Origin of the sequence: Pedobacter jeongneungensis (assembly GCF_039538295.1) — a bacterium.
Lineage (GTDB): Bacteria > Bacteroidota > Bacteroidia > Sphingobacteriales > Sphingobacteriaceae > Pedobacter > Pedobacter jeongneungensis.
Map to the genome: position 1 here is coordinate 37123 of NZ_BAABBY010000002.1, position 19887 is coordinate 57009.

A 19887-nucleotide genomic window follows, 5' to 3' on the forward strand; every position below is an offset into this window, starting at 1 on the left:
TAAAATTTTATAAGAAAATATGAATGGATTGATTATGGCGGGGCAGCTGCTGCTCGGATTGTCTTTATTGGTAATATTACACGAATTAGGGCATTTCTTGGCAGCCAGGGCATTTGGTATTAAAGTAGAAAAGTTTTATCTGTTTTTTGATGCATGGGGTTTCAAACTTTTTAGTTTCAAAAAAGGTGATGTTGAATATGGAATAGGATGGCTGCCATTGGGTGGTTATGTGAAAATTGCCGGAATGATTGATGAGAGCATGGATACTGAGCAGATGGCATTGCCTGCGCAGCCCTGGGAATTCCGCTCAAAACCAGCCTGGCAACGCTTAATTGTGATGTTGGGCGGTATTATCGTGAACGTAATTGTTGGTATTTTTATTTTTTGGATGTTAACCTTTAACATTGGCCAAAATTATACGGTTAACAGCAAATTGAATGATGGTATTTCGGTTGGAACGATTGGTAAAGAAATTGGCCTTCAGAATGGGGATAAGATTTTAGCCATTAATGGCAATAAACTGATCCGTTTTGAAGATGCCATATCGAGTAAAGTCTTATTTGATGGTGCACAATTAACGATTCTGAGAGAAAATAAAACCCTTTATATCTCGGTTCCTGACACCATTTTGAATAAAATATCAAAAAACGATAAAGAGAATTTTATCTCTCCGCGTTACCGGATGCAAAGCGTTGATAAGGTAAGTGCGCCGGATGAAAAGGCTGACAAGCCTTCATTTTTTGACAAACTTTTTGGCAGGAAATTCGAAAAACCAGTGTATCCGGCCTATGCTGCAGGTATTAAACCTGGCGATAGCATTTTAGCTGTTAACGGTAAGCCCATTACTTTCTTCGATCAGTTTAAAGAAGAGGTTTCTAAAAATAAATTGAAACCGGTTACTATCAATGCCCTTCGTAAAGGAAAAGAAATTACTTTCGATCTGAAAGTAAGTAAGGAAGGCACAATCGGGATTATTCCTAACCTAAGTACGCCAGAAACGGCACATGTGGATTTTGGTTTTATTGAGTCATTTCCGGTTGGGGCAAGCATGGCCTGGAGCACTTTTGTAGATAATGCAAAAGGTATAGGTAAAATGATTACCGGTAAATTGAGCGCGCGTAACATCAGCAGCCCGATTGGTATTGCAAAAGTTTATGGCAGTACCTTCGACTGGGTTAAATTCTGGACTTTAACAGGATTGATCTCGATGGCTCTTGCATTTATGAATTTATTGCCTATTCCGGGTTTGGATGGAGGCCATGTAGTGTTTCTTTTGATCGAAATGGTACAGCGTAAGCCTGTAAGCGAAAAAGTGCTGGAAAAGGCACAAATCGTGGGGTTTGTAATCTTAATCTGCCTAATGGTGTTTGCTTTTGGTAATGATATTTTAAAATCCTTCGGTAAGTAAAACCAAATTGATATAATTGCCGCAGATGCGCAGATTTGATCGTTCAAACTGTACATCTGCGGCTTTTTAATTTAATACACATCATGAACGAAGCAACCCAACAGCCTGATTATTTCGAATTTTACGATCTTCCAATACAGTTTAACCCTGATCAAAATGCGGTTAAAGCAAAGTTTTATGCTTTGAGCAAGCAGTTTCATCCCGATTTTTATGCCAACGAAAGCGAAGAGAAGCAGCAGGAGGTGCTCGACTTATCAACTCTGAACAACAAGGCATACCAAACACTAAGTAATGCTAAAAAACGCTTAAAATACGTATTGGAATTAAAGGGTATTGTGGCAGCAGATGAAGGATATCAATTGTCGCAAATGTTTTTGATGGAAATGATGGATATCAACGAAGCTTTGATGGACCTGGAATTTGAACCTGATGCAGAAAAGCTGGCGCAGGTAAAACGCGATGTTGAAACTATAGAAAAAGATTTGAAGAATGAACTGAAAGACTTAATAAATCAGTTCGATAAGGATCCGGAAAATTCTGAGGCACTTTTACCTTCATTAAAAGATAATTTTTATCGTCAGAAATACATTGACAGGATTAGGGAAAGAATAGATGGATGATGTAAGATGGAAAATGGATTAAGTCCTATGTCAGAGGTCTGATGTCCGAAGATAGCTATTCTCATAATTGCCTCATTTCGAGTGGAGTGTAACGAAGTCGAGAAATCTACCTCTAGATAATCTCTCTGTTCTACTACCGATTAAGAATCGGTAAAGGTGGCGTTTCAGTTGAGATGATGGTTTTTTTATTTAATTTGTCAAATAACTACGACACCTAAGATTAATGTTGCGCGCTCTGCGCCTTCACTCTGCGTCCTTCGGTTAAAAATGGATGATTGATTAATCCGAAGTCAAAGGTCCGATGTCTGGAGATAATGTTGTATCGAATCAGGCTTAGCTTTGCGGTTAAATATGGAAAATGTAAAAGGGCAGATGGCTGACGTATTGAATCCGACGACTGAAGATAGATCTCTCCGTTTCGCTTCAGTTGAGATGACGAGTTTATTTACTGGAGTATGTTAATGATATCGATGTCGAAGACATCCTTCCTTCAAGTTTTAGCACTTAAACCTTATACCTTCCGTCTTCAACCTCTGTAAAACACTTAATTGTCAAATCATTTTTTAGTTTTTGTTAACCACCAGCTTTGTTTTACTTTCGGAACAAACAATCAGATCAATGAACAGTTCCCTTTCTATTTTCCGTAAAGTAGCCGTAGCCGAAGGAATATCCTATCTGCTTTTATTATTTGTAGCTATGCCATTAAAATATTTCGCAAATATGCCGCTGTATGTAAAATATACGGGATGGGCGCATGGTTTGTTATTTGTGCTTTACGCCGCAATATTGGTATTGGCCTGGCAAGAGCAAAAATGGAAATTTGGTAAGACATTATTAATCTTTGTGGCTTCTCTGCTGCCTTTTGCACCATTTATTGTTGACAGGAAGTTGAAAGATGAGCGACCAGAAAATGCAAGTAGCATGCAATAAAACAGTTATGAATTAATTGAAAATAATTTTTGGATTTTAACTTTCAATTTCTACATTTGCAACCCCGTCCAACACGAATGCCCGGATGGCGGAATTGGTAGACGCGCTGGTCTCAAACACCTGTGGGAAACCGTGCCGGTTCGACTCCGGCTCCGGGTACAATTTAAGCCTGACTATCTGATAGTCAGGCTTTTTATTTGAAAAAATATTGGAAACCGATCGCTCTTTAATTCCTCTTTTACAATTAATTATTTTTAATTGTTTGTATAATAAATAATTATGCAAGGATTTTTAGATGTCTCATTTGAGTTTTGCCCTTTAAAGCCTGTTTTATAGCAATAAAAAGCTTATATTTACGTTTTTAAAATACACGCACCTGAAAAAGGTGCATTCTTTTTGTTCTTGCGCGCAACGGGAATCCTCCTGGTTGCTTAGAGATCAGGTGTCTAATCAGGTTTTATGTCAAAAACATCGTTCGAATCCAGTTCTACTCCCTTTTTTAAATCATTAAAAGCAAAGGTAAACGATTACTTTTCGCAGACTGGTAAGAGCAGGAATGGTGGTTTAGCACTTTTTTTTAAAGGACTTGGACTTATCCTTTCTGCAATAACTGTTTATTTTATATTGGTATTTCTCTCCCCGCATTGGATTATTGCTGTTTTATTGTGTGCAGTATTTGGGGCAAACCTTGCTGCCATTGGTTTTAACGTGATGCATGAGGGTGGGCACGGGAGCTTCTCTAAATATAAATGGATCAATTCGGTTTCGGCTTATTCGCTCAACATTATGGGCGGAACGATTCATTTTTGGAAACAAAAGCACAATATTGATCACCATACATACACCAATATCGACGGCATGGATCATGATATTGATATTAAGTTTATGCGCATGCATGAAGAACAGCAGCGAAAAAGCCATCACAGGTTTCAGCAGTATTACTGGATTTTGTTGTATGGGGTATCTTATATCGCATGGGTGCTGTATCAGGATTTTGAGAAATATTTTTCTGGAAAGATGGGCAGGGATGGAAAAAAAATCAAGATTAATTTCAAAGAGCACCTGATTTTCTGGGTGACCAAGCTGGGTTACATCGCTATTTATCTGTTGCTGCCAGTGTTAATGCTTGGATTTGCAAAGGCGCTAATAGGATTTATCATTGCGGCAGTAATTTGTGGATTTACCCTGAGTATTGTGATTCAGTTGGCCCATGTAGTTGAGGGTACGTCCTTTCCTGAAAATATAAACGGGAAAATTCAAAATGAATGGGCTGTTCATCAGATCTCCTCAACTGCAAACTTTGCCACAAGAAGTAAGCTGGCTTATTTTTTTCTCGGCGGACTTAATTTTCAGGTGGAGCACCACTTGTTTCCGGGAATCAGCCATGTACATTATCCCAAGATTAATGAATTTGTAAAAGAGACTTGTAAAGAGTTCGACATCTGTTACCTTGAGCACAGGACAATGCTGACGGCTTTTGTTTCGCACCTGTCTCATTTGAAAAAACTGGGCATAACAAATTAACAACTCGTCCGAACAATTATTGCCACAGGCAGCTAAAAAATAATATGCAAAATGAAAACATAGCCTTACAGGCAAAGGTATTTTTATACCACTTAAACAACTCTAATGATGAAAACGGCATGCGCCGAAATGAGAGCTGGACGCTCCAGCAAGTAAGTGAGCAATCTAAACTCGATATTGAAAGAAATTATTCTCCTACAGTTTCTGCCAAAGTGGACCCGAAGGTGATGGAAGAATTTTCGACCAATGTGATGCTAAATCTTAAGGCGCAGCCGAAGATAAACGTTTCGAGTCTTTTTATCAGTGTATTGCCTGGAGCAGAATACATTATTGCGTTTTCCCCTGATCGAATCAGAAGATAATGTCGGATCACTACTTTTTTATATAAGCTATAAAACGATTAGTGTATTTTAATTAACGGGTAAAATGGAAAAAAGAAGGGTATCGTTGCTTTAGGTAATGCTTTTCAGGTAAAGAAATAGGAGTTCCTGAAAAAAACAATTGTACAAATTAATTATGGAAGCCTTTAAATGAAAACTTAAGTTATATATGGAGACATAGTTATATATGGCTCCTATTTACGTTTAATTAGGTTTTTAACCTGATTTTGCTTTTCTTAAGCTCCTTTTAGGGGCTTTTTTTGTGGGTTAAATTTAATAAGTATTTTGATAGGGTTGCATTTAGGGTTACTTGTAGGGTTACAATTCGGCTAAAAAATAACTATTTCAAAGGTTATATATTGCCTTGAAAGCGTTAAAATAACAATGATTTATAATGATTAGCTACCCCAAATTACCTGAATAAATTAAATATTAATTAAGTTAATTGATTATTGCATAGGTTGTTAGGTTTCGTGATGCTTTTTAAGTGGTGTGGAGTGCTTTAAGACATATTATTTATCCTGATGCTTGCCTTTACTAAAGCTAAACTGTTAATACCATCTATTCTGATATCTTTAGCCTGGTGGTTGGAGTTTTGACTTACCAGTTTAATGTACTCATCTCCTTTGTCTGATTTTTGAATGTATTTCACCGTCACCATTTCATCGCCATCAAATGAATAGGATAAAAGATACATCTCGCCCCAGAATATATTTTCAACAAAGTTTTGAATTACCTTGTATATTACGATATCTCCCGATTTTAACAAAGGATACATGCTATCTCCAACAATACTGATCGCGCCATCACATTTTGGCAGGTTGGGTATTTTAATGCGATCTAAAATGTTTGCTTTTTCATTAAATACCGAGGTTAAGCCTGCGGCCGCCTGAAAGTCATATAGGGGGATTTCCTGCAGTTCCTGTTTGATGTCTGTACGCATCAAATATTTTTTATTAACTATAGCAACTTGTTCGTTGTTGGGATTTTGAGGTTCTTTCATCATTAAGCCGGTTCCAGTTATTAACCACTCTAGATTTATATCTCTATACTTTGAGTAAAATTTCTCAACCGTATCCATCGTAAGTCCGCTGCTTTTATCCAGAACGCCATTAGAAATGCCTGTTTCAGTGTAAAATTTGTTCTTACTAACTCCTTTTGTTTCAAGGTATTGAATGATACGCTCCTTTTGAGTTGAGATATTTTTCATGATTTATTTTTAAAATTGAGATATTTATCTATACATTTGCTTTCGTATTAAAAGCAATAAGAGCAATGAACAAAAGTAATCAAAATCGTAATACCTACAATACCGTGGTCATCTCCGAATTATCATCGCGGCACGGATTTACAAAAATTTTCATCAGGCAATGCCTTAAGGGTGATCGTAATAGCCTTACAGCTGATACCATTAGAAAAGAATATAAACAACTGGTAAAGAAAGTAGAAACCGCATTAAACCACTAATATATGCTTAACTCTCCGTACGAATTATTTAACAATCAATACGGTGTACGCTTGAGCTACATTGTAAGTGATGTAGATAAGCGTCATGCCGAGAGTGTGGCTTTATTAAGCTACAGTGCATATAAACTGCGTTCTCACCGTAAGGAAGGTTTCAGGATTAAAGAAGGAAGGGGCCCTGGTAATGAAGCATTGATAAATTTCTCAAAATTGCCTGTGCAGGAACAAAAGGTGCTGATTGAAAAATGGGGTGATCCTGCTAAAACAACCAAACATCATCAATTTAAAGATTTTATTCTTCCTGATGCTGCAGCGCTTAACTTTTTTAGTGCTTATCGTCTTGCTGACGGTCGGTCGCTACCTAAGGAAGTTATTTTAAATTATACGATGAACGCATCTGTTTTAAACGCATGTCATACCATCATTACCAATAACAATGTAAAACGTAAAACAATGGGTGGTGTAAAAGCTAACATTTGGGAAAAACTGGCCGACTGCGTTATAAACTTAGATAAAAAAGAATTTGCACATGCTTTACCGCCAAATTACCGCCGTTTACAGGAAAAATTTAGAAAGTATAAAAAAGAAGGATATACTGCATTAATACACAGGGGATTTTGTAATGATAACAGCAGAAAGGTAACAGTAGACGTTGAACGTTTGATTTTGAGCTTATACATTGCTCAGAACAAACCTTATGTGGGCGATGTGAGCAATGATTACCTTCGTTTTCTGGCTGGAGACATCGATATTTTTGATTTCGAGACAGGTGAGGTTTTTGACCGCAATCAATTCTGTGAAAACGGACAACCGATTAGCTTAAGTGAAGCCACGGTTTGGAACTACATTAATGAACCTGGCAATAGAATTATTGTGGATAAGTTCAGAAGCGATAGTCTCACGTTTAATAATACACACCGGCCGCATCACCACAGGCATTCACCCAATTATTCTTTTAGTAAAATATCAATGGATGACCGTGATTTACCACGAAAAATGCCAAATGGTAATCGGGTTAAAGCTTACTATGCTTATGATATTACTAGTGGATGTGTAATTGGGGCAGCCTATAGTCAAACTAAAGATAAAGCATTATTTATCGAATGTATGCGCAATATGTTTCATTTCCTTGATAAGAACGGGTATGGCATGCCCATGCAGGTAGAGGTAGAACATCATCTGGTAAATACTTTCAAGGAAGATTTAATGCAGGCTGGAATAGTTTTTCCATTCGTACGCTGGTGTAACCCTGGCAACTCACAGGAAAAGTGGGCTGAAACCGGTAACCGGATTAAAAAGTATGGTTACGAAAAACGTTATCAGGATGGTATAGGTCGTTTTTATTCTCGTTTGGAAGCCAATAAAACCAAAAGCGAGAAAATATTCGATGCGCAGAACGATAACTATAAAGAGAAAACATATTCATATCAGATGCTTGTAGCGGATGACAAAGAAATTATTGAGAAATATAATAATGACCTGCATCCAAACCAAAAAAAATTCAAGGATTTAACGCGGGCGCAGGTTTTGGCAATGTATATAAACCCTCAATTGGCCCGGATAGACCAGGCATTGTTACTACGGTACATTGGCAATGTTGTGGCTACGAGTATCAGAAGAAGTCAGTATGTACAAGTGCAATATGCCAAGTACGCTTTACCCGATCCTGGAATCATGCAGCGCCTGGCACCTAACAATTATGAAGTGAAAGCTTACTTTTTAGCAAACAACCTCGGAGAAACCGAAAGTGTTTACCTCTACCAAAACGACTTATTTATCTGCAAATGCGATAAAATACAAGCATACAACAGCGCAAATGCCGAATGGACAGAAGAAGATCCGCTAAGGTATTCGAAACAGGCAAGCTATGTATCCAAATTCGATAGCATGGTCAAACAAAGAAAAGAGAGTTTATCAAGACTTAAAATCATCGAAAATACCAATTACTACGGAGAAGAAAAAGTAGAAACAATTGCCGAAAGTGCGGTGCAGCCGAACAAGCTATTTGATTGGCCAGATGAATACGATTACGAAGATTACAACAGATTAGACGCCATAAACGCATTATAATATGATACCCGAAAACATAAAAACTAAAATTGTTGCCGCTATTGAGCGGCAGCGATCAAAATTTGCAAGCGATGCTGCACAGGCAGTGACTTTAGGTATAAATGCCGCACAGCTTAACCGTATAAAAAAGGGAGACATTCAAAATGTGCTGAGCCATGGAAAATGGATCAATATCGCCCGGAAACTTGATGTACAATTAACTGATGCGCCAACCTGGGTAACCGCAAAAACCAATGTTTTTCACTTTGTATATACCCAGCTCGAAACTTGTCAAAATAATTCTCTGTCGGGAATATTATGCGATATGGCTGATATTGGAAAAACCTATACCGCCCGCCAATATGTTAAAGAGCATCAAAACTCGGTGTATGTAGATTGTGCCCAGGTTAAAAGCCGTCAGAAATTAATTCGCTATGTAGCTCGGGAATTTGGAGTAAACCATACCAGCAGATATACAGATGTATATAACGACCTGATTTATTATCTGCGCAGCATTGATAAACCCATTATTGTACTCGATGAAGCCGGCGACCTGGATTACCCTGCCTTTTTAGAGCTAAAAGCTTTGTGGAATGCAACCGAGCGGTTTTGCGCCTGGTACATGATGGGAGCAGAAGGACTTGAAGCTAAAATAACCAGGAATAAAGACCTTAAAAAAGTGGGTTATACCGAAATATTCAGCCGTTTCGGCAATAAGTATCAGCAGGTGGTACCCCAGGGGAAAGAAGCGAGGGAAGATTTTATCAGACGCCAGGTGGCGATGGTAGCAAAAGTAAACGGAGCAATTGATATCCAGAAAATCTATGCCAGAACAGGAGGGAGCCTGCGCCGTGTATTTACTGAAGTTCAAAAATTAAAAGCAGTATAAAATGAATTTAAAAAGAGCATTAAGCGGTGCCGAAGTAAAAACCATGAAATTTAAAACCATGGATTTTACAGGTGGATGGCTGGATTTGCTGGGTAAACCAGAGCCTGCCGGTTGCTGGTTGGTATGGGGCAACTCCTTTAACGGTAAAACACGTTTTGTACTTACCTTATGCAAATACCTCACCGCTTTCGGAAAAGTAGCCTATGATAGTTTAGAAGAAGGTTTCTGTAAAGACATGCAGGATGCATTGATCGATGTAGGCATGGAAGATGTTAAAAACAAATTTCAGTTTTTAGGTAAGGAAAGTATTCCTGATCTGGTTACCAGACTCGATAAACCTAAAAGCGCAGCCATAGTGGTGATAGACAGTTTGCAGTATTCAGATCTCAACCTCAAATCGTACAAAGAACTGCGCGCCAGGTTCCCTAAAAAACTATTCATCATCATTAGTCATGCCGATGGTAAAGAGCCTGAAGGCCGGGTGGCAAAAAAAATTAAATATGATGCAGCTAAAAAGATCAGAATAGAAGGCTACCGTGCTTTTTCACAGGTACGCGGAAAAGGATCGGCACATTATGATATATGGCCTGCAGAAGCTGCAAGGTACTGGAACGAATTAACCTGATCAAAAATGGAAAACTTTAACCAGCACATCAAAGAGATGTCGCAGCATTTGAACATAAGCAAGGAAGAAGTTCATAACCTGTTTCTGGATCTGGCAGACGAATTTTTAATGGATTATGCCGGTAATGCAAATGCTGCTAAAATCTGGAAAGCAACACCTGAGTTTTGGTTCTGGTGGCAGCAAATGTGGCGAAACCGCGATAAGATGATTCTGAAGCGATACCCTGAACGGTTAACCGGTAAAAATACATTAAGCCTTTATTCGGTATGGCAAAATCCGAAATACAACGACATAAAACCAACCTGTGTGGTTTACGAAGCCTTTATACGCACTTTAAAACAAAAGAAAATTTTACTTAAACAACTCATATAACTATGGAATTACAACAAATTGAAAAGCTGCTGAAATATTACAACAACAGTGAAATAATGGTAACTAACGATATGCATCCGCACTTTAATGCTGTAGGAGATGTGATTGGGGGTGAAGAAACAGGACTTAAAATAAAACGTTTCGATACCCAGCAAATCTTTTTTGTACAGGCGGCCGACATTAAGATTACCAAGCGAAAATAAGCCCTGAAATCCCGGATAAATATAATTAACCTGATAAATATAAAAGAAAATGCAAAACACATCAATCAACATTAACGAATTAAGCACTGCCCAACTGGAAAAATTACTTGCAGATAAAAAGAAAGCTGAAAAACAGCAGCGCATGGCAGAAAAAGCCGCCTACGAAAAAGATAAAGACAGCACTATCGAAGTACTCTGGGATGAAGCCAATGAACTGGCACTGGCCACAGCAAGGTTTAAAAATAAACTGCATACCATTATGGATCTGCAGGCCGAGAAACTGAACCAATATGGTGGCATTAGAGGTAATAGCAAAGGAGGTTTTGCGATTGTACACAGCAGTGGTGCTAAAAATATTACCCGCCGTAGAGATACTGATCGTTTCTGGGATGAACGTGCAACAAAGGCTGTTGGTTTAATTAGAGATTTTTTGAGTGATACCGTGAAAAAAAGAGACGCGCAGCTCCATGATATTTTAATGAGTTTCCTGGAGAGAAATGTTAAAGGAGATTTAGAATATGCCAAAGTGATGGATCTGCTTAAGCATGAAGATAAATTTAACGATGTGCGCTGGGTAAATGGTTTACAACTAATTAAAGAAAGTTATAGCCAATCGTTTAAAGCCTTTGGTTACGAATTCAAAAAAAGAAATCAAACCGGTAAATGGGAGAGCCTGAGCCTTAATTTTTCAAGTCTTTAAACCTGGTTATGATAAATAACGCGACTACAGAAATCATACCTTCCATTTTAGCATTTGGAATCATCTTTATCATTGGTATGCTTATGGACTACCTGAGTGGGAAAAAGACATCAAAAGGTATTGAACGCATAGATGATACCTAAAATAGAAATAGCTTAAAAAACAGCATTTATAGCTCACACATAACAATAAATCACATTTAATAAATTAATACCATGGCAAAACAGCAATTTAAATTACGGAACCAGGATGTTAAAACCTATTTCGACGATTTGTGCAGGAAATACCCGGAGTGGCGGTTAGATGCCCTTGAAGAGAAAACGGCACAACGTTTCTATATTAGTCCACGTACAGTTAGGGCAATCTTAAAGGGCGAAGGCAATTACGCCCTTTAAGTGTTGTTTAAATTAGCTTTTAAACCGCATTAAGGCATGTATCATCGCTAAACTGTTCATGCCCTTAAGCCAAATTTTTAAAATTCAATCGGCTATTCTAAAGTAATTTTCTTCGTTGAGTATTTAGGAGCAGTTACTTTATAAACCATAGTCGAAAAAGTAAGTTTATAGATCGAAATATCTACAACACCGGCTTCTTCATCCTCAATTACATTTTCTTCTGCTAGCTGTTGCAGGGCGGTAAATGAATTGCCCTTTAAAAATTGCAGCCCATCTGCAATATGATCAATCAGATCAATCTCTGCCAATCCATCACTATTTCCTGTAGTACCCAGAATATGGTCAGCAAAACCATCTCTGGTATATAGTTTTACTTCAACTGTGGCAATCCCTTCTTGTCGGTGTTCCACCATAGTGGTCCATTGTATTGGTAAAATTTTAATCAAACAGGCGGTATGGTAATGAGTATAATTTTCGTTGCCTGGGCCAAACTGTTTACGGTGTAAATCAACATATTCAATCCCTGTTATAGCGGTAAGTTTATCTCTTACCGCCAAAAATAATTCCTTCCGTGGTGTCATAATTTTTGTCTCTTTTTAAGTGGTTTAACACAATGCCCTGTATTTATAATGGCATTGTGTTGTGCAAGTGTTTTTGCGATAAGCATCATTAATAGGTAGCCTCTATATGTAAACTGTTCTCGTCAGTAAACCTCAGCTCCTTTACCTTCATCCTATCGTATTCAAAATTCTGTTTGGCCTCAATCAGCATGGCCGTTGCATTCTCTCCGTTTAAGAGGTTTAAAATGCCTACCCCAAGTTCAGGGTATTGCTTGTACTCGCCTTTTTCGGCGATTAGAATGTGTTTTTGGTGCAACTCGTCTGAGAAGCCTACAAGGAAATCTCCTTGTTCCAATTCTAAGTCTGTGTTAAATATTAAGTCTTGCATGTTTTAATTATATCAGCAAATCTCTATCAAATTTAAGTCTTCGTGAAAACAGGAATCAGGCATTGTAGGCACACTTTACAAGGCTTGTTAAATAAAATACAATGCCTGATACCCAATTTTTTTAGCCCCCAAAATCGTTGCAGTTTTGTCCTAACAACGGGGGATAAACACATCAACTCCCGATAAAAATCAAAGAGAAAAATGGCAGACTGGATTAATGTAGCTCAAAAACAAATAGGCGTAGAAGAGTATCCAAAAGGAAGCAATGGCGGTAAACAAGTAGAGGTTTATTTAAAAGCGGTTGGGTTAGGTAAGGGTTACGCATGGTGTATGGCTTTTGTGTATTGGTGCGTGCTTCAGGCTTGCACGGCAAAAGGAACAAAAATGCTACTGAAACGTACCGGCGGTGTAAACGATCAGTATATCGCCTGCAAAAACTTAGCCGTAAGCACACCTCAGGCGGGTGACATATTTATCATGCTTAACCCGAACGGTACCGGACATACCGGCTTTGTTGAAAAGGTACTCGATAATGGGATTATACAAACCATTGAAGGAAATACAAATGCCGACGGATCGAGAGAAGGATATCAGGTGGCCAGACGTACCAGAAATATAAAAACCATTAAAGCATATATCAGATTAAATGGAGCGGTTTAAAATAGTTTTTTTCGGGTTGATTGTACTTTGTTTGCAGATGGCTTGCCGAACCAGGCAGGTTGCCACAAACGAGGTATCAAAAACCAAAACCGTTATCAGGATACAACGCGATACGATTTTAAAAACAGATCCGGACAGCAGCTTCTATAAGGCATGGATTGATTGCATTAATGGCAAACCCGTTCTCAAACCGAACAGCGAAACAAAAAAGGCAGGTAATTACCTCCATGTTCCAAATGTAAAAATAGAAGGCAACGATCTGAGTGTAGACTGCTATGCAGTTGCACAAAAACTATTTAAAACCTGGCAGCAGGAATACATAGAAGAGCACGAAACAGTATCCACTATAAGGTACCCCATTAATGTGTCGAAACCTTTAACGTGGTGGCAGAAAATACAGATTTATCTGGGAAGGATAGCGCTTTTACTCAGCGTGGTGTACCTGGTTTATCGCTTAATCAAACAAAAATTAAAAATAAATTAAATAACGTTAAAATGAATTTACCTTCAGTAAAATTTAACATTCAAAACGGCGGTTTATTACAACAGCCAGCAACAAGCGATAAAGTTATCGGCCTTATTGCAACCGGTGTAGCCGTAACAGGAACTTCGGACCTAACACTTGATACCTCGTATCAGTTATTCAGTTTAAGCGATGCAGAAAACATCGGAATTGTAGCAGGCGGTGCCAACGATTTTATCTACAAACAGTTAGAACAGTTTTATACCGAAGCTGGCCAGGGTGCCGAGTTATGGTTAATGCTGGTGTCGGCAGCAACCACTTATACCGAGATGCTCGATGTAACCAAAGCACACGCTAAAAAATTACTTGCCGATGCAGGTGGCGCAATTCGTGTGTTGGGTGCTTTGAAAAAATCGACTGGTAGCGAAGTAGCTGTAGAAGGCTTAGATGGCGATGTGCATACTGCAGTAGTTAAAGCGCAGGCTTTGGCCGACTATTACGCTGAAAAGTATATGCCTGTACGTGTAATTATTTCTGGTAACAATTACAGTGGAACCATTGCCGATTTAAAAGATTATACCACAACTGCATTTAACAGGGTAGCTTGCCTTTTGGCCAATACCGATGCCACTAAAGTAGCTTCAGTTGGTTTAGCATTAGGTCGCTTGGCAAAAACACCTGTACAAAGAAACCTAGGTCGTGTAGCCGATGGTGCAGTAGAAAATCTTACCGCTTATTTTACAAATGGCGAAAAGGTAGAAAGCCAGCAAGATGCCTGGGATGCCATTTATAACAAGGGTTACATTTTTTTGAGATCATTTGTAAGTAAGAGCGGTTACTATTTCAGCGATGATTTGACTTTAACAAGCGAAACAGACGATTTTAACAGTTTAGCACGTGGTTTGGTATTGGATAAGGCGATTATTTTAGCCTACGCATCATTAGTAAATAACTTATTGGATGAGGTTGAAGTTGCAGCTTCAGGCGCAATCCATCCGGCAGTTGTAAAAAGCTGGCAAAGTCAGGTCGAAAATGCCCTAAACACCATGGTTGCCGCTGGTAACTTATCAAACGCAGAGGTTTATATCGACGAAAATCAGAACATTTTAAGTACGGGCATTATGCAGGTTGTAATCAAATTACAGCCGGTAGGATATGCTAAGCAGATTACCGTAAACATTGGTTTTACCACAACAATTAATAACTAATATGACTTTTGGAAGTAAACAATATTCGTGGAGCGATGTAAGCATCGCCATAGGCGGAAAAATTATCAACGGTGTAACGGAGGTAGAGTACACTGTAAAAAAAGAAAAAGAGGCTCTTTACGGCCGTGGCTCTGATCCGCACGCTATTTTAAGTGGTAAAAACACTTACGAAGGGAAGCTGGGCATTTGGCAGAGCGAACTCGAAAGTTTGGTTCAATCTGCACCCAACCGCGATGTATTATCACTAAAATTTGATGTAGTGATTACCTATGTACCAGAAGATGGTGGTGCTATTGTAGTTGATATTCTTAAAAACGTAGAATTTACGGAAGTAAAGAAAGCCATGAAACAGGGCGATAAAAATATGGTGGTAGACATGCCGATCGTTTTCACAAAAATTAAAACCCAACAATAACCCAATCATGAGTAAAGTTACAACCCAACAGATTGCTGACTGGAAAAAACAGCATGGTGATATCTTCGAAATCAATTTTCAAGATGATAAAACAGGCTATTTACGTAAGCCGAATCGTAAAGAACTTAGTTATGCAATGACTAAAGTTCAATCCAATCCGCTGGGCTTTGCCGAAGTGATTATGCAGAATTGCTGGTTGGGCGGTGATGAGGAAATACGTACGGATGATGCTTATTTTTTAGGAGCAAGTGGCCAGCTCGATAGTTTAATGGAGGTTAAAGCAGCCGAGTTAAAAAAGTTATAGAGGCTTCTAACGGAAGTTTTGAAGCCAACTGGATAGGTTATATCAACACCCAAATGGAATATTATTTGGGTGTTGATCCCGATCAATTAGGTGACGAACAATGGGCAGAAAAATTTGCACAATTACAGGATATAAGAGAAAAGGAAGCCAAAAGTTCCAGTTTCTAATAATGGGATTCCAATAGTAATGTGTTTTTCTGTTCATTTTAAATGAACCAAGCATTATCCTGCATTCATAAAGAGGACAATGCTCACAAGTCAATAATTTATAGCCAGATAACTAAAAAAGAAGCTCCGGTATTTGTACTATTCACAACTGTTTGTATTACTTAACATTATGGGAGTTGATCAAAAGTTGCTATGTCCAGTAATAATTCTAATAAGAAAAGTTTTGCCAGCAGGTAAAAATACCAATAAAAAAATAAAGATAAAATAGATTCAATTATAATGAGCGATATAAGTTTTTCAATTACACTTAAAGATTTAGTAAGTAATAAGCTTAGTCAAGTGCAAGAAAATTTACAAAAATTTAAATCTGGGGCAGACGCGATATTTTCGCAGCTACAAAACAAGATAGATAAGACGAATTCATTAGTTGTGGGTTTTTCTTTTGAGGGGCTGGTTAATAAATATGAGAATATTAAGGGAAAAGTTGAAGAGGTTATTGGCGCACAAAATGCAGCATTCATTGCAGAGAAAGCTTGGGATGGCTTAAAAACGATATACAATAAAGGTGTAGAACTTGAGCAAACACAAATAAGATTCGAATCCTTAACAGGTAGTATTGGTCAGGCAAAAAAAATGCTTGACCAATTAAGTAGCTATTCTGGTAAAAGTCCGTATTCTGGTGACGTACTTACCAAAAGTGCAGAACAGATGTTGAGCTTAGGAATAGCACATGATAAAATAGTTCCGGATATCAAAATGCTTGGTGATGTTGCAATGGGTAATGAAGAAAAATTTGGAACATTATCCGAAACATTTTCCAATGTAATGAGTGCAGGAAAGTTAATGGAAGGCGACTTATCGAAGATAATTGAGCAAGGATTTAATCCATTAAAAGTAATTAGCGAAAACACCGGCATATCAATGGATAAATTAAAATCCAAAATGGAAGATGGGGCCATTTCTGCTGATATGATTAGAGAATCATTTAAGTTGGCGACGACTTCTGGAGGAGAATATCATAGCGTTATTGATGAACTTGCACAGTCAGCTGGCGGTAGATGGAGTACACTAATGAACACACTTTCAAATGTTGCAGGACAAATTGGGTTAAAGCTTGCAACCTGGGTTAGTCCAATATTTGAGATAGGTTCAGTTTTACTTACTTGGATTATTCCTTTTGGTTCAGCAATACTCAATGTAATAAAATGGGTATCAGATTGTACACCATTACTTATATTTCTGGGCTCTGTAGTAATGGCTTTAGGAGGACAATTTCTAATTGCAAATGGCTTAGCTATAGCTCATGCAGTAGTGATAGGGATACTCGATGGAGCATATGGTTTAGCGACTCTGGCTGCCACAGCTTTTAATTTCGTCCTTTCTATGAACCCAATTTCACTAATTATTATTGCTATTGGTGCGCTGATTGCGATTATTATGGTATGCTGGAACAAGTTTGCAGGCTTTAGAGGAGTAATCATGGGGGTATGGGAAGCCGTGAAGGGGTTTGGTATGATGATAGGAGAACATATCATCAATAGGATTAAAGAACTAATTTCCGGCATGACTGGCTTGGCTAAAGCCTTATACTTATTATTTACAGGTGATTTTAAGAAAGCATGGGAAGTAGGTAAAAATGCAATAGTTGATTTATCAGGTGTTAAGTCTATAAGTAAATTAGCTACTGATGGAATGAATGTTGCAAAAAAAGTAGGTAAAGCTTATCATGATGAAGTCTCAAAAGCCACTAAACCTAAGGTGGTAGTTGCTACAAAAACAACTAATGAGAAATTGGAAAAGATGCGTCCTAAGCAGCCCACATCTGATGTTTTTAAAAGTTTATTAACCGATAAAGCTAAAAAAGAACCTTCTAAAGATCAGAATATTACCAACGTCAGAAATAGCAGCAATAGTATTACCGGTGGCGGTACACAAACCTCCCACATCACCATCAACCTCGCCAAAATGCAGGATCAGATCGTAATCAATACCATCAATTCAGGCGAAGGGGCTACCAAAATGCGCCAGCTGCTCGAAGAAGAATTAAACCGTTTACTAGGATCAATTACACTAATGCAAACTGCGTAATGACATTAAATATTAAAGAATTAACGGCGCTGGCCCATCTGAGTTATATCGCTTCGCCATACCAAGGCTTTGATAAAAAGCTTAAAATGTTCAACCTGCCCGATATCAATAACATTGGCAGCACATTAGGTTCGCCTTATTTTATGCAGCTAAGCTTAAAAAGACAAAGTGGCGAAATCATCACCATGCCCAACGAACCGCTTGTTTCGATATCGTTGCAAAAAACGATTGTAGAAACAGCAACCGTTGGCGAGGGAAGAATAGGTACCGTAAAAGAGTATATCTGTACTGAAGATTATGATATCGAGATCAAAGGCGTTTGTATCGGAGAAAATGCAAAGTATCCAACTGAAGAGGTTAAAACCGTAAAAGATCTCTTTCTGGTAAACGAAGCCCTTGAAATACAGGAAAACAATTTTTTCGAGCTTTTTGGTATCAATAAAATTGTGCTTAAAAGTTTTAAACTCGAAGAAATGGTTGGGCAGGAAGGGGTACAAAAATATACCATCAGTGCAGTAAGCGATATGCCTTTCTTCGCTGAGTTATCAGAAAGAGGCAAATTTATTAACGAATCAGTAACAAAAGCACTAAATAATGTTCGTCTTACAGGGGTACTTTGAAATAGGAATTTATAAATTCAGAGTGATAAACAACATCGAAATTACTCGTTCGGTAGATGAAATTACCGATACCGCGGTAATTAAAATGCCAACCAAATTTTTGATTAAAGAGGGATCTGGAAAAGCAGTATATGTAGAGGAAGCAATCAAAAAAGGCGATCCCGTTAAAATTGTACTGGGTTATAAGGATAAACTGGAAAGAGTGGAATTTACCGGCTATGTAGACCGCATTAAATGCACTACACCGATAGAAATATACTGTGAAGATGCCACCTGGCTGTTAAAACGTAAAGCTTCTTCATTTAGTAAAAGTAAAACAACTCTAAAAGAAGTGCTCGAAAACATTGTGAGTGGTACAGCTTTAAAATTGGCCGGGAATATCCCTGAAATGGCGCTAAATAAATACCTCATCAAAGATAAAAATGGTGCTCAGGCCCTGAAACAGATTAAGGATGAATTTAAAGAGATCTATAAAATTTACCTCAATGATAAGGGCGAACTGTACTGTGGTCTGCAGGAGTTGAACAATGTAAACCAAAAGGCCAGCTATGATCTTAACTATAACATCATTGAAAATAAACTCGAATTTAAAAGTGGCGACGATAGAAAGGTAAAGATCATTTGTGAAGGATGCGCCAGGGATAATAAAAAGATAACGGCTACGCGCGGAGATAAAGACGGAGAAGAATTTAAGTTCAACAGCAAGGTGGTTACCGATCAACAGTCGATAGATAAGCTGGCAGACGAATACCTGAAAATTGCAAAATATGGTGGCTACAGCGGAGACATCACCAGTTTTTTACTTCCCGTTGCCGCACCCGCAATGGCTGTCGAAATTTTCGATAAAAAACACCCCAATCGTGAAGGGAAATACTTCATAAAAAAAGTAGTAACTACTTACGGTACGGGTGGCGCGAGGCGAACAGTGAGCATTGGCAATAAACTAACCACCAACAAAAAGTAATGATTGAAGAGATCGCAAAAAAAATAAAACTGCTGGGCAAACAGGATACCGATACCACCATCATGATAGTAAAGACAGTGGATAAAAAAGAAGGTACCTGCACCTGCGATGAAGGTGGAGTTTTACATACTGATGTAAGGCTCTCGGCCATTATTGATGAGAAATTGCAAAAATATTACCTCTTTCCGAAAGTGGGCAGCACTGTGTTGGTAACGCCTATCGATGCTGATTATAACATGCAGTTTATATCGGCAATAAGCGAGCCGGAAGAAATGGTTTTACAGATCGGGGAGGTAGTTTTTGAAATCAATAAAGACGGTTTTTTACTGCAGAAAAATAACGAAACGCTAAAAGCCCTGATGATTGATTTAATCAAAGAAATTAAAGCAATGAAGTTTACAACCAATGCAGGCCCTACTATCGCCCTGGTAAATACACCGCAGTTTTCTGCTATAGAAAACCGTTTCGAACAATTTTTAAAAGATAATTAA

25 protein-coding genes and 1 tRNA gene are annotated in these 19887 nt (G+C 38.2%); 23 read left to right on the forward strand and 3 right to left on the reverse strand.

Features of this window, described 5'->3' with window-relative positions:
* Positions 1 to 19 precede the first annotated feature (19 nt).
* From rseP to ABD769_RS03910, 6 genes are all read left to right on the forward strand, one after another.
* Complete coding sequence (rseP, locus tag ABD769_RS03885) at positions 20 to 1408, forward strand: RIP metalloprotease RseP (protein WP_344849609.1); 1389 nt, start codon at positions 20 to 22, stop codon at positions 1406 to 1408.
* A gap of 83 nt (positions 1409 to 1491) precedes the next feature.
* On the forward strand, positions 1492 to 2028 hold the full coding sequence (gene hscB / locus ABD769_RS03890) for a Fe-S protein assembly co-chaperone HscB (RefSeq protein ID WP_344849610.1): 537 nt from the start codon (positions 1492 to 1494) through the stop codon (positions 2026 to 2028).
* Between the two features lie 618 nt (positions 2029 to 2646).
* Positions 2647 to 2958: a DUF3817 domain-containing protein gene (locus ABD769_RS03895; RefSeq protein ID WP_344849611.1), complete on the forward strand. Its 312-nt coding sequence runs from the start codon at positions 2647 to 2649 to the stop codon at positions 2956 to 2958.
* A 79-nt stretch (positions 2959 to 3037) separates the two neighbouring features.
* A tRNA-Leu gene (locus ABD769_RS03900) sits at positions 3038 to 3117 on the forward strand.
* A gap of 300 nt (positions 3118 to 3417) precedes the next feature.
* On the forward strand, positions 3418 to 4482 hold the full coding sequence (locus ABD769_RS03905; protein ID WP_344849612.1) for a fatty acid desaturase family protein: 1065 nt from the start codon (positions 3418 to 3420) through the stop codon (positions 4480 to 4482).
* 44 nt (positions 4483 to 4526) lie between these two features.
* On the forward strand, positions 4527 to 4844 hold the full coding sequence (locus tag ABD769_RS03910; RefSeq protein WP_344849613.1) for a hypothetical protein: 318 nt from the start codon (positions 4527 to 4529) through the stop codon (positions 4842 to 4844).
* Positions 4845 to 5364: 520 nt separating this feature from the next.
* Here the strand turns inward: ABD769_RS03910 and ABD769_RS03915 are convergent.
* The gene (locus ABD769_RS03915) at positions 5365 to 6072 is read right to left on the reverse strand and encodes a S24 family peptidase (protein ID WP_344849614.1); all 708 of its coding nucleotides are present in this window, start codon (positions 6070 to 6072) and stop codon (positions 5365 to 5367) included.
* Between the two features lie 65 nt (positions 6073 to 6137).
* Between ABD769_RS03915 and ABD769_RS03920 the strand changes: the two genes are divergently transcribed.
* From ABD769_RS03920 to ABD769_RS03955, 8 genes are all read left to right on the forward strand, one after another.
* The gene (locus tag ABD769_RS03920) at positions 6138 to 6329 is read left to right on the forward strand and encodes a hypothetical protein (protein WP_025143069.1); all 192 of its coding nucleotides are present in this window, start codon (positions 6138 to 6140) and stop codon (positions 6327 to 6329) included.
* Positions 6330 to 6332: 3 nt separating this feature from the next.
* Positions 6333 to 8396: a hypothetical protein gene (locus ABD769_RS03925; protein ID WP_344849617.1), complete on the forward strand. Its 2064-nt coding sequence runs from the start codon at positions 6333 to 6335 to the stop codon at positions 8394 to 8396.
* Position 8397: 1 nt separating this feature from the next.
* Positions 8398 to 9264: an AAA family ATPase gene (locus ABD769_RS03930; protein WP_344849619.1), complete on the forward strand. Its 867-nt coding sequence runs from the start codon at positions 8398 to 8400 to the stop codon at positions 9262 to 9264.
* Between the two features lies 1 nt (position 9265).
* On the forward strand, positions 9266 to 9889 hold the full coding sequence (locus tag ABD769_RS03935) for a hypothetical protein (RefSeq protein ID WP_344849621.1): 624 nt from the start codon (positions 9266 to 9268) through the stop codon (positions 9887 to 9889).
* Positions 9890 to 9895: 6 nt separating this feature from the next.
* Positions 9896 to 10261 carry a hypothetical protein gene (locus ABD769_RS03940; RefSeq protein WP_344849622.1) on the forward strand — a complete coding sequence of 122 codons (366 nt, stop codon included), beginning with the start codon at positions 9896 to 9898 and terminating at the stop codon, positions 10259 to 10261.
* Positions 10262 to 10263: 2 nt separating this feature from the next.
* Positions 10264 to 10464 (forward strand): hypothetical protein, encoded by a 201-nt coding sequence (locus tag ABD769_RS03945; RefSeq protein WP_344849625.1) that lies wholly within the window; start codon positions 10264 to 10266, stop codon positions 10462 to 10464.
* A 49-nt stretch (positions 10465 to 10513) separates the two neighbouring features.
* Positions 10514 to 11164 (forward strand): DUF3164 family protein, encoded by a 651-nt coding sequence (locus ABD769_RS03950; RefSeq protein WP_344849626.1) that lies wholly within the window; start codon positions 10514 to 10516, stop codon positions 11162 to 11164.
* 215 nt (positions 11165 to 11379) lie between these two features.
* Positions 11380 to 11559 (forward strand): hypothetical protein, encoded by a 180-nt coding sequence (locus tag ABD769_RS03955; protein ID WP_025143062.1) that lies wholly within the window; start codon positions 11380 to 11382, stop codon positions 11557 to 11559.
* 92 nt (positions 11560 to 11651) lie between these two features.
* Here ABD769_RS03955 and ABD769_RS03960 read toward each other — a convergent pair whose 3' ends face one another.
* Positions 11652 to 12140 carry a hypothetical protein gene (locus tag ABD769_RS03960; RefSeq protein ID WP_344849632.1) on the reverse strand — a complete coding sequence of 163 codons (489 nt, stop codon included), beginning with the start codon at positions 12138 to 12140 and terminating at the stop codon, positions 11652 to 11654.
* Positions 12141 to 12228: 88 nt separating this feature from the next.
* Positions 12229 to 12507, reverse strand: coding sequence for a hypothetical protein (locus ABD769_RS03965; RefSeq protein WP_025143060.1), 279 nt, complete (start codon positions 12505 to 12507; stop codon positions 12229 to 12231).
* A 201-nt stretch (positions 12508 to 12708) separates the two neighbouring features.
* On the opposite strand from ABD769_RS03965, the gene ABD769_RS03970 reads away from it, so the two are divergent.
* The 9 genes from ABD769_RS03970 to ABD769_RS04010 all read left to right on the forward strand — a co-directional run bounded on the left by ABD769_RS03970 (position 12709) and on the right by ABD769_RS04010 (position 19887).
* Positions 12709 to 13167: a CHAP domain-containing protein gene (locus ABD769_RS03970; RefSeq protein ID WP_344849634.1), complete on the forward strand. Its 459-nt coding sequence runs from the start codon at positions 12709 to 12711 to the stop codon at positions 13165 to 13167.
* Entirely contained in the window at positions 13154 to 13651 is a 498-nt protein-coding gene (locus ABD769_RS03975; RefSeq protein WP_344849636.1) for a hypothetical protein, read from the forward strand. The genes ABD769_RS03970 and ABD769_RS03975 overlap by 14 nt, the downstream gene beginning before the upstream one ends.
* An 11-nt stretch (positions 13652 to 13662) precedes the next feature.
* Positions 13663 to 14838: a DUF2586 family protein gene (locus ABD769_RS03980; RefSeq protein WP_344849638.1), complete on the forward strand. Its 1176-nt coding sequence runs from the start codon at positions 13663 to 13665 to the stop codon at positions 14836 to 14838.
* A gap of 1 nt (position 14839) precedes the next feature.
* A complete protein-coding gene (locus tag ABD769_RS03985; protein WP_344849640.1) occupies positions 14840 to 15253 on the forward strand; it encodes a hypothetical protein in 414 nt (137 codons plus the stop codon).
* Between the two features lie 7 nt (positions 15254 to 15260).
* Positions 15261 to 15557, forward strand: coding sequence for a hypothetical protein (locus ABD769_RS03990; RefSeq protein ID WP_344849641.1), 297 nt, complete (start codon positions 15261 to 15263; stop codon positions 15555 to 15557).
* 446 nt (positions 15558 to 16003) lie between these two features.
* A complete protein-coding gene (locus ABD769_RS03995; protein WP_344849643.1) occupies positions 16004 to 17812 on the forward strand; it encodes a tape measure protein in 1809 nt (602 codons plus the stop codon).
* Positions 17812 to 18432 (forward strand): DUF6046 domain-containing protein, encoded by a 621-nt coding sequence (locus tag ABD769_RS04000; RefSeq protein WP_344849644.1) that lies wholly within the window; start codon positions 17812 to 17814, stop codon positions 18430 to 18432. The genes ABD769_RS03995 and ABD769_RS04000 overlap by 1 nt, the downstream gene beginning before the upstream one ends.
* 22 nt (positions 18433 to 18454) lie before the next feature.
* Entirely contained in the window at positions 18455 to 19396 is a 942-nt protein-coding gene (locus ABD769_RS04005; RefSeq protein WP_344849645.1) for a hypothetical protein, read from the forward strand.
* The gene (locus tag ABD769_RS04010; protein WP_344849647.1) at positions 19396 to 19887 is read left to right on the forward strand and encodes a hypothetical protein; all 492 of its coding nucleotides are present in this window, start codon (positions 19396 to 19398) and stop codon (positions 19885 to 19887) included. The genes ABD769_RS04005 and ABD769_RS04010 overlap by 1 nt, the downstream gene beginning before the upstream one ends.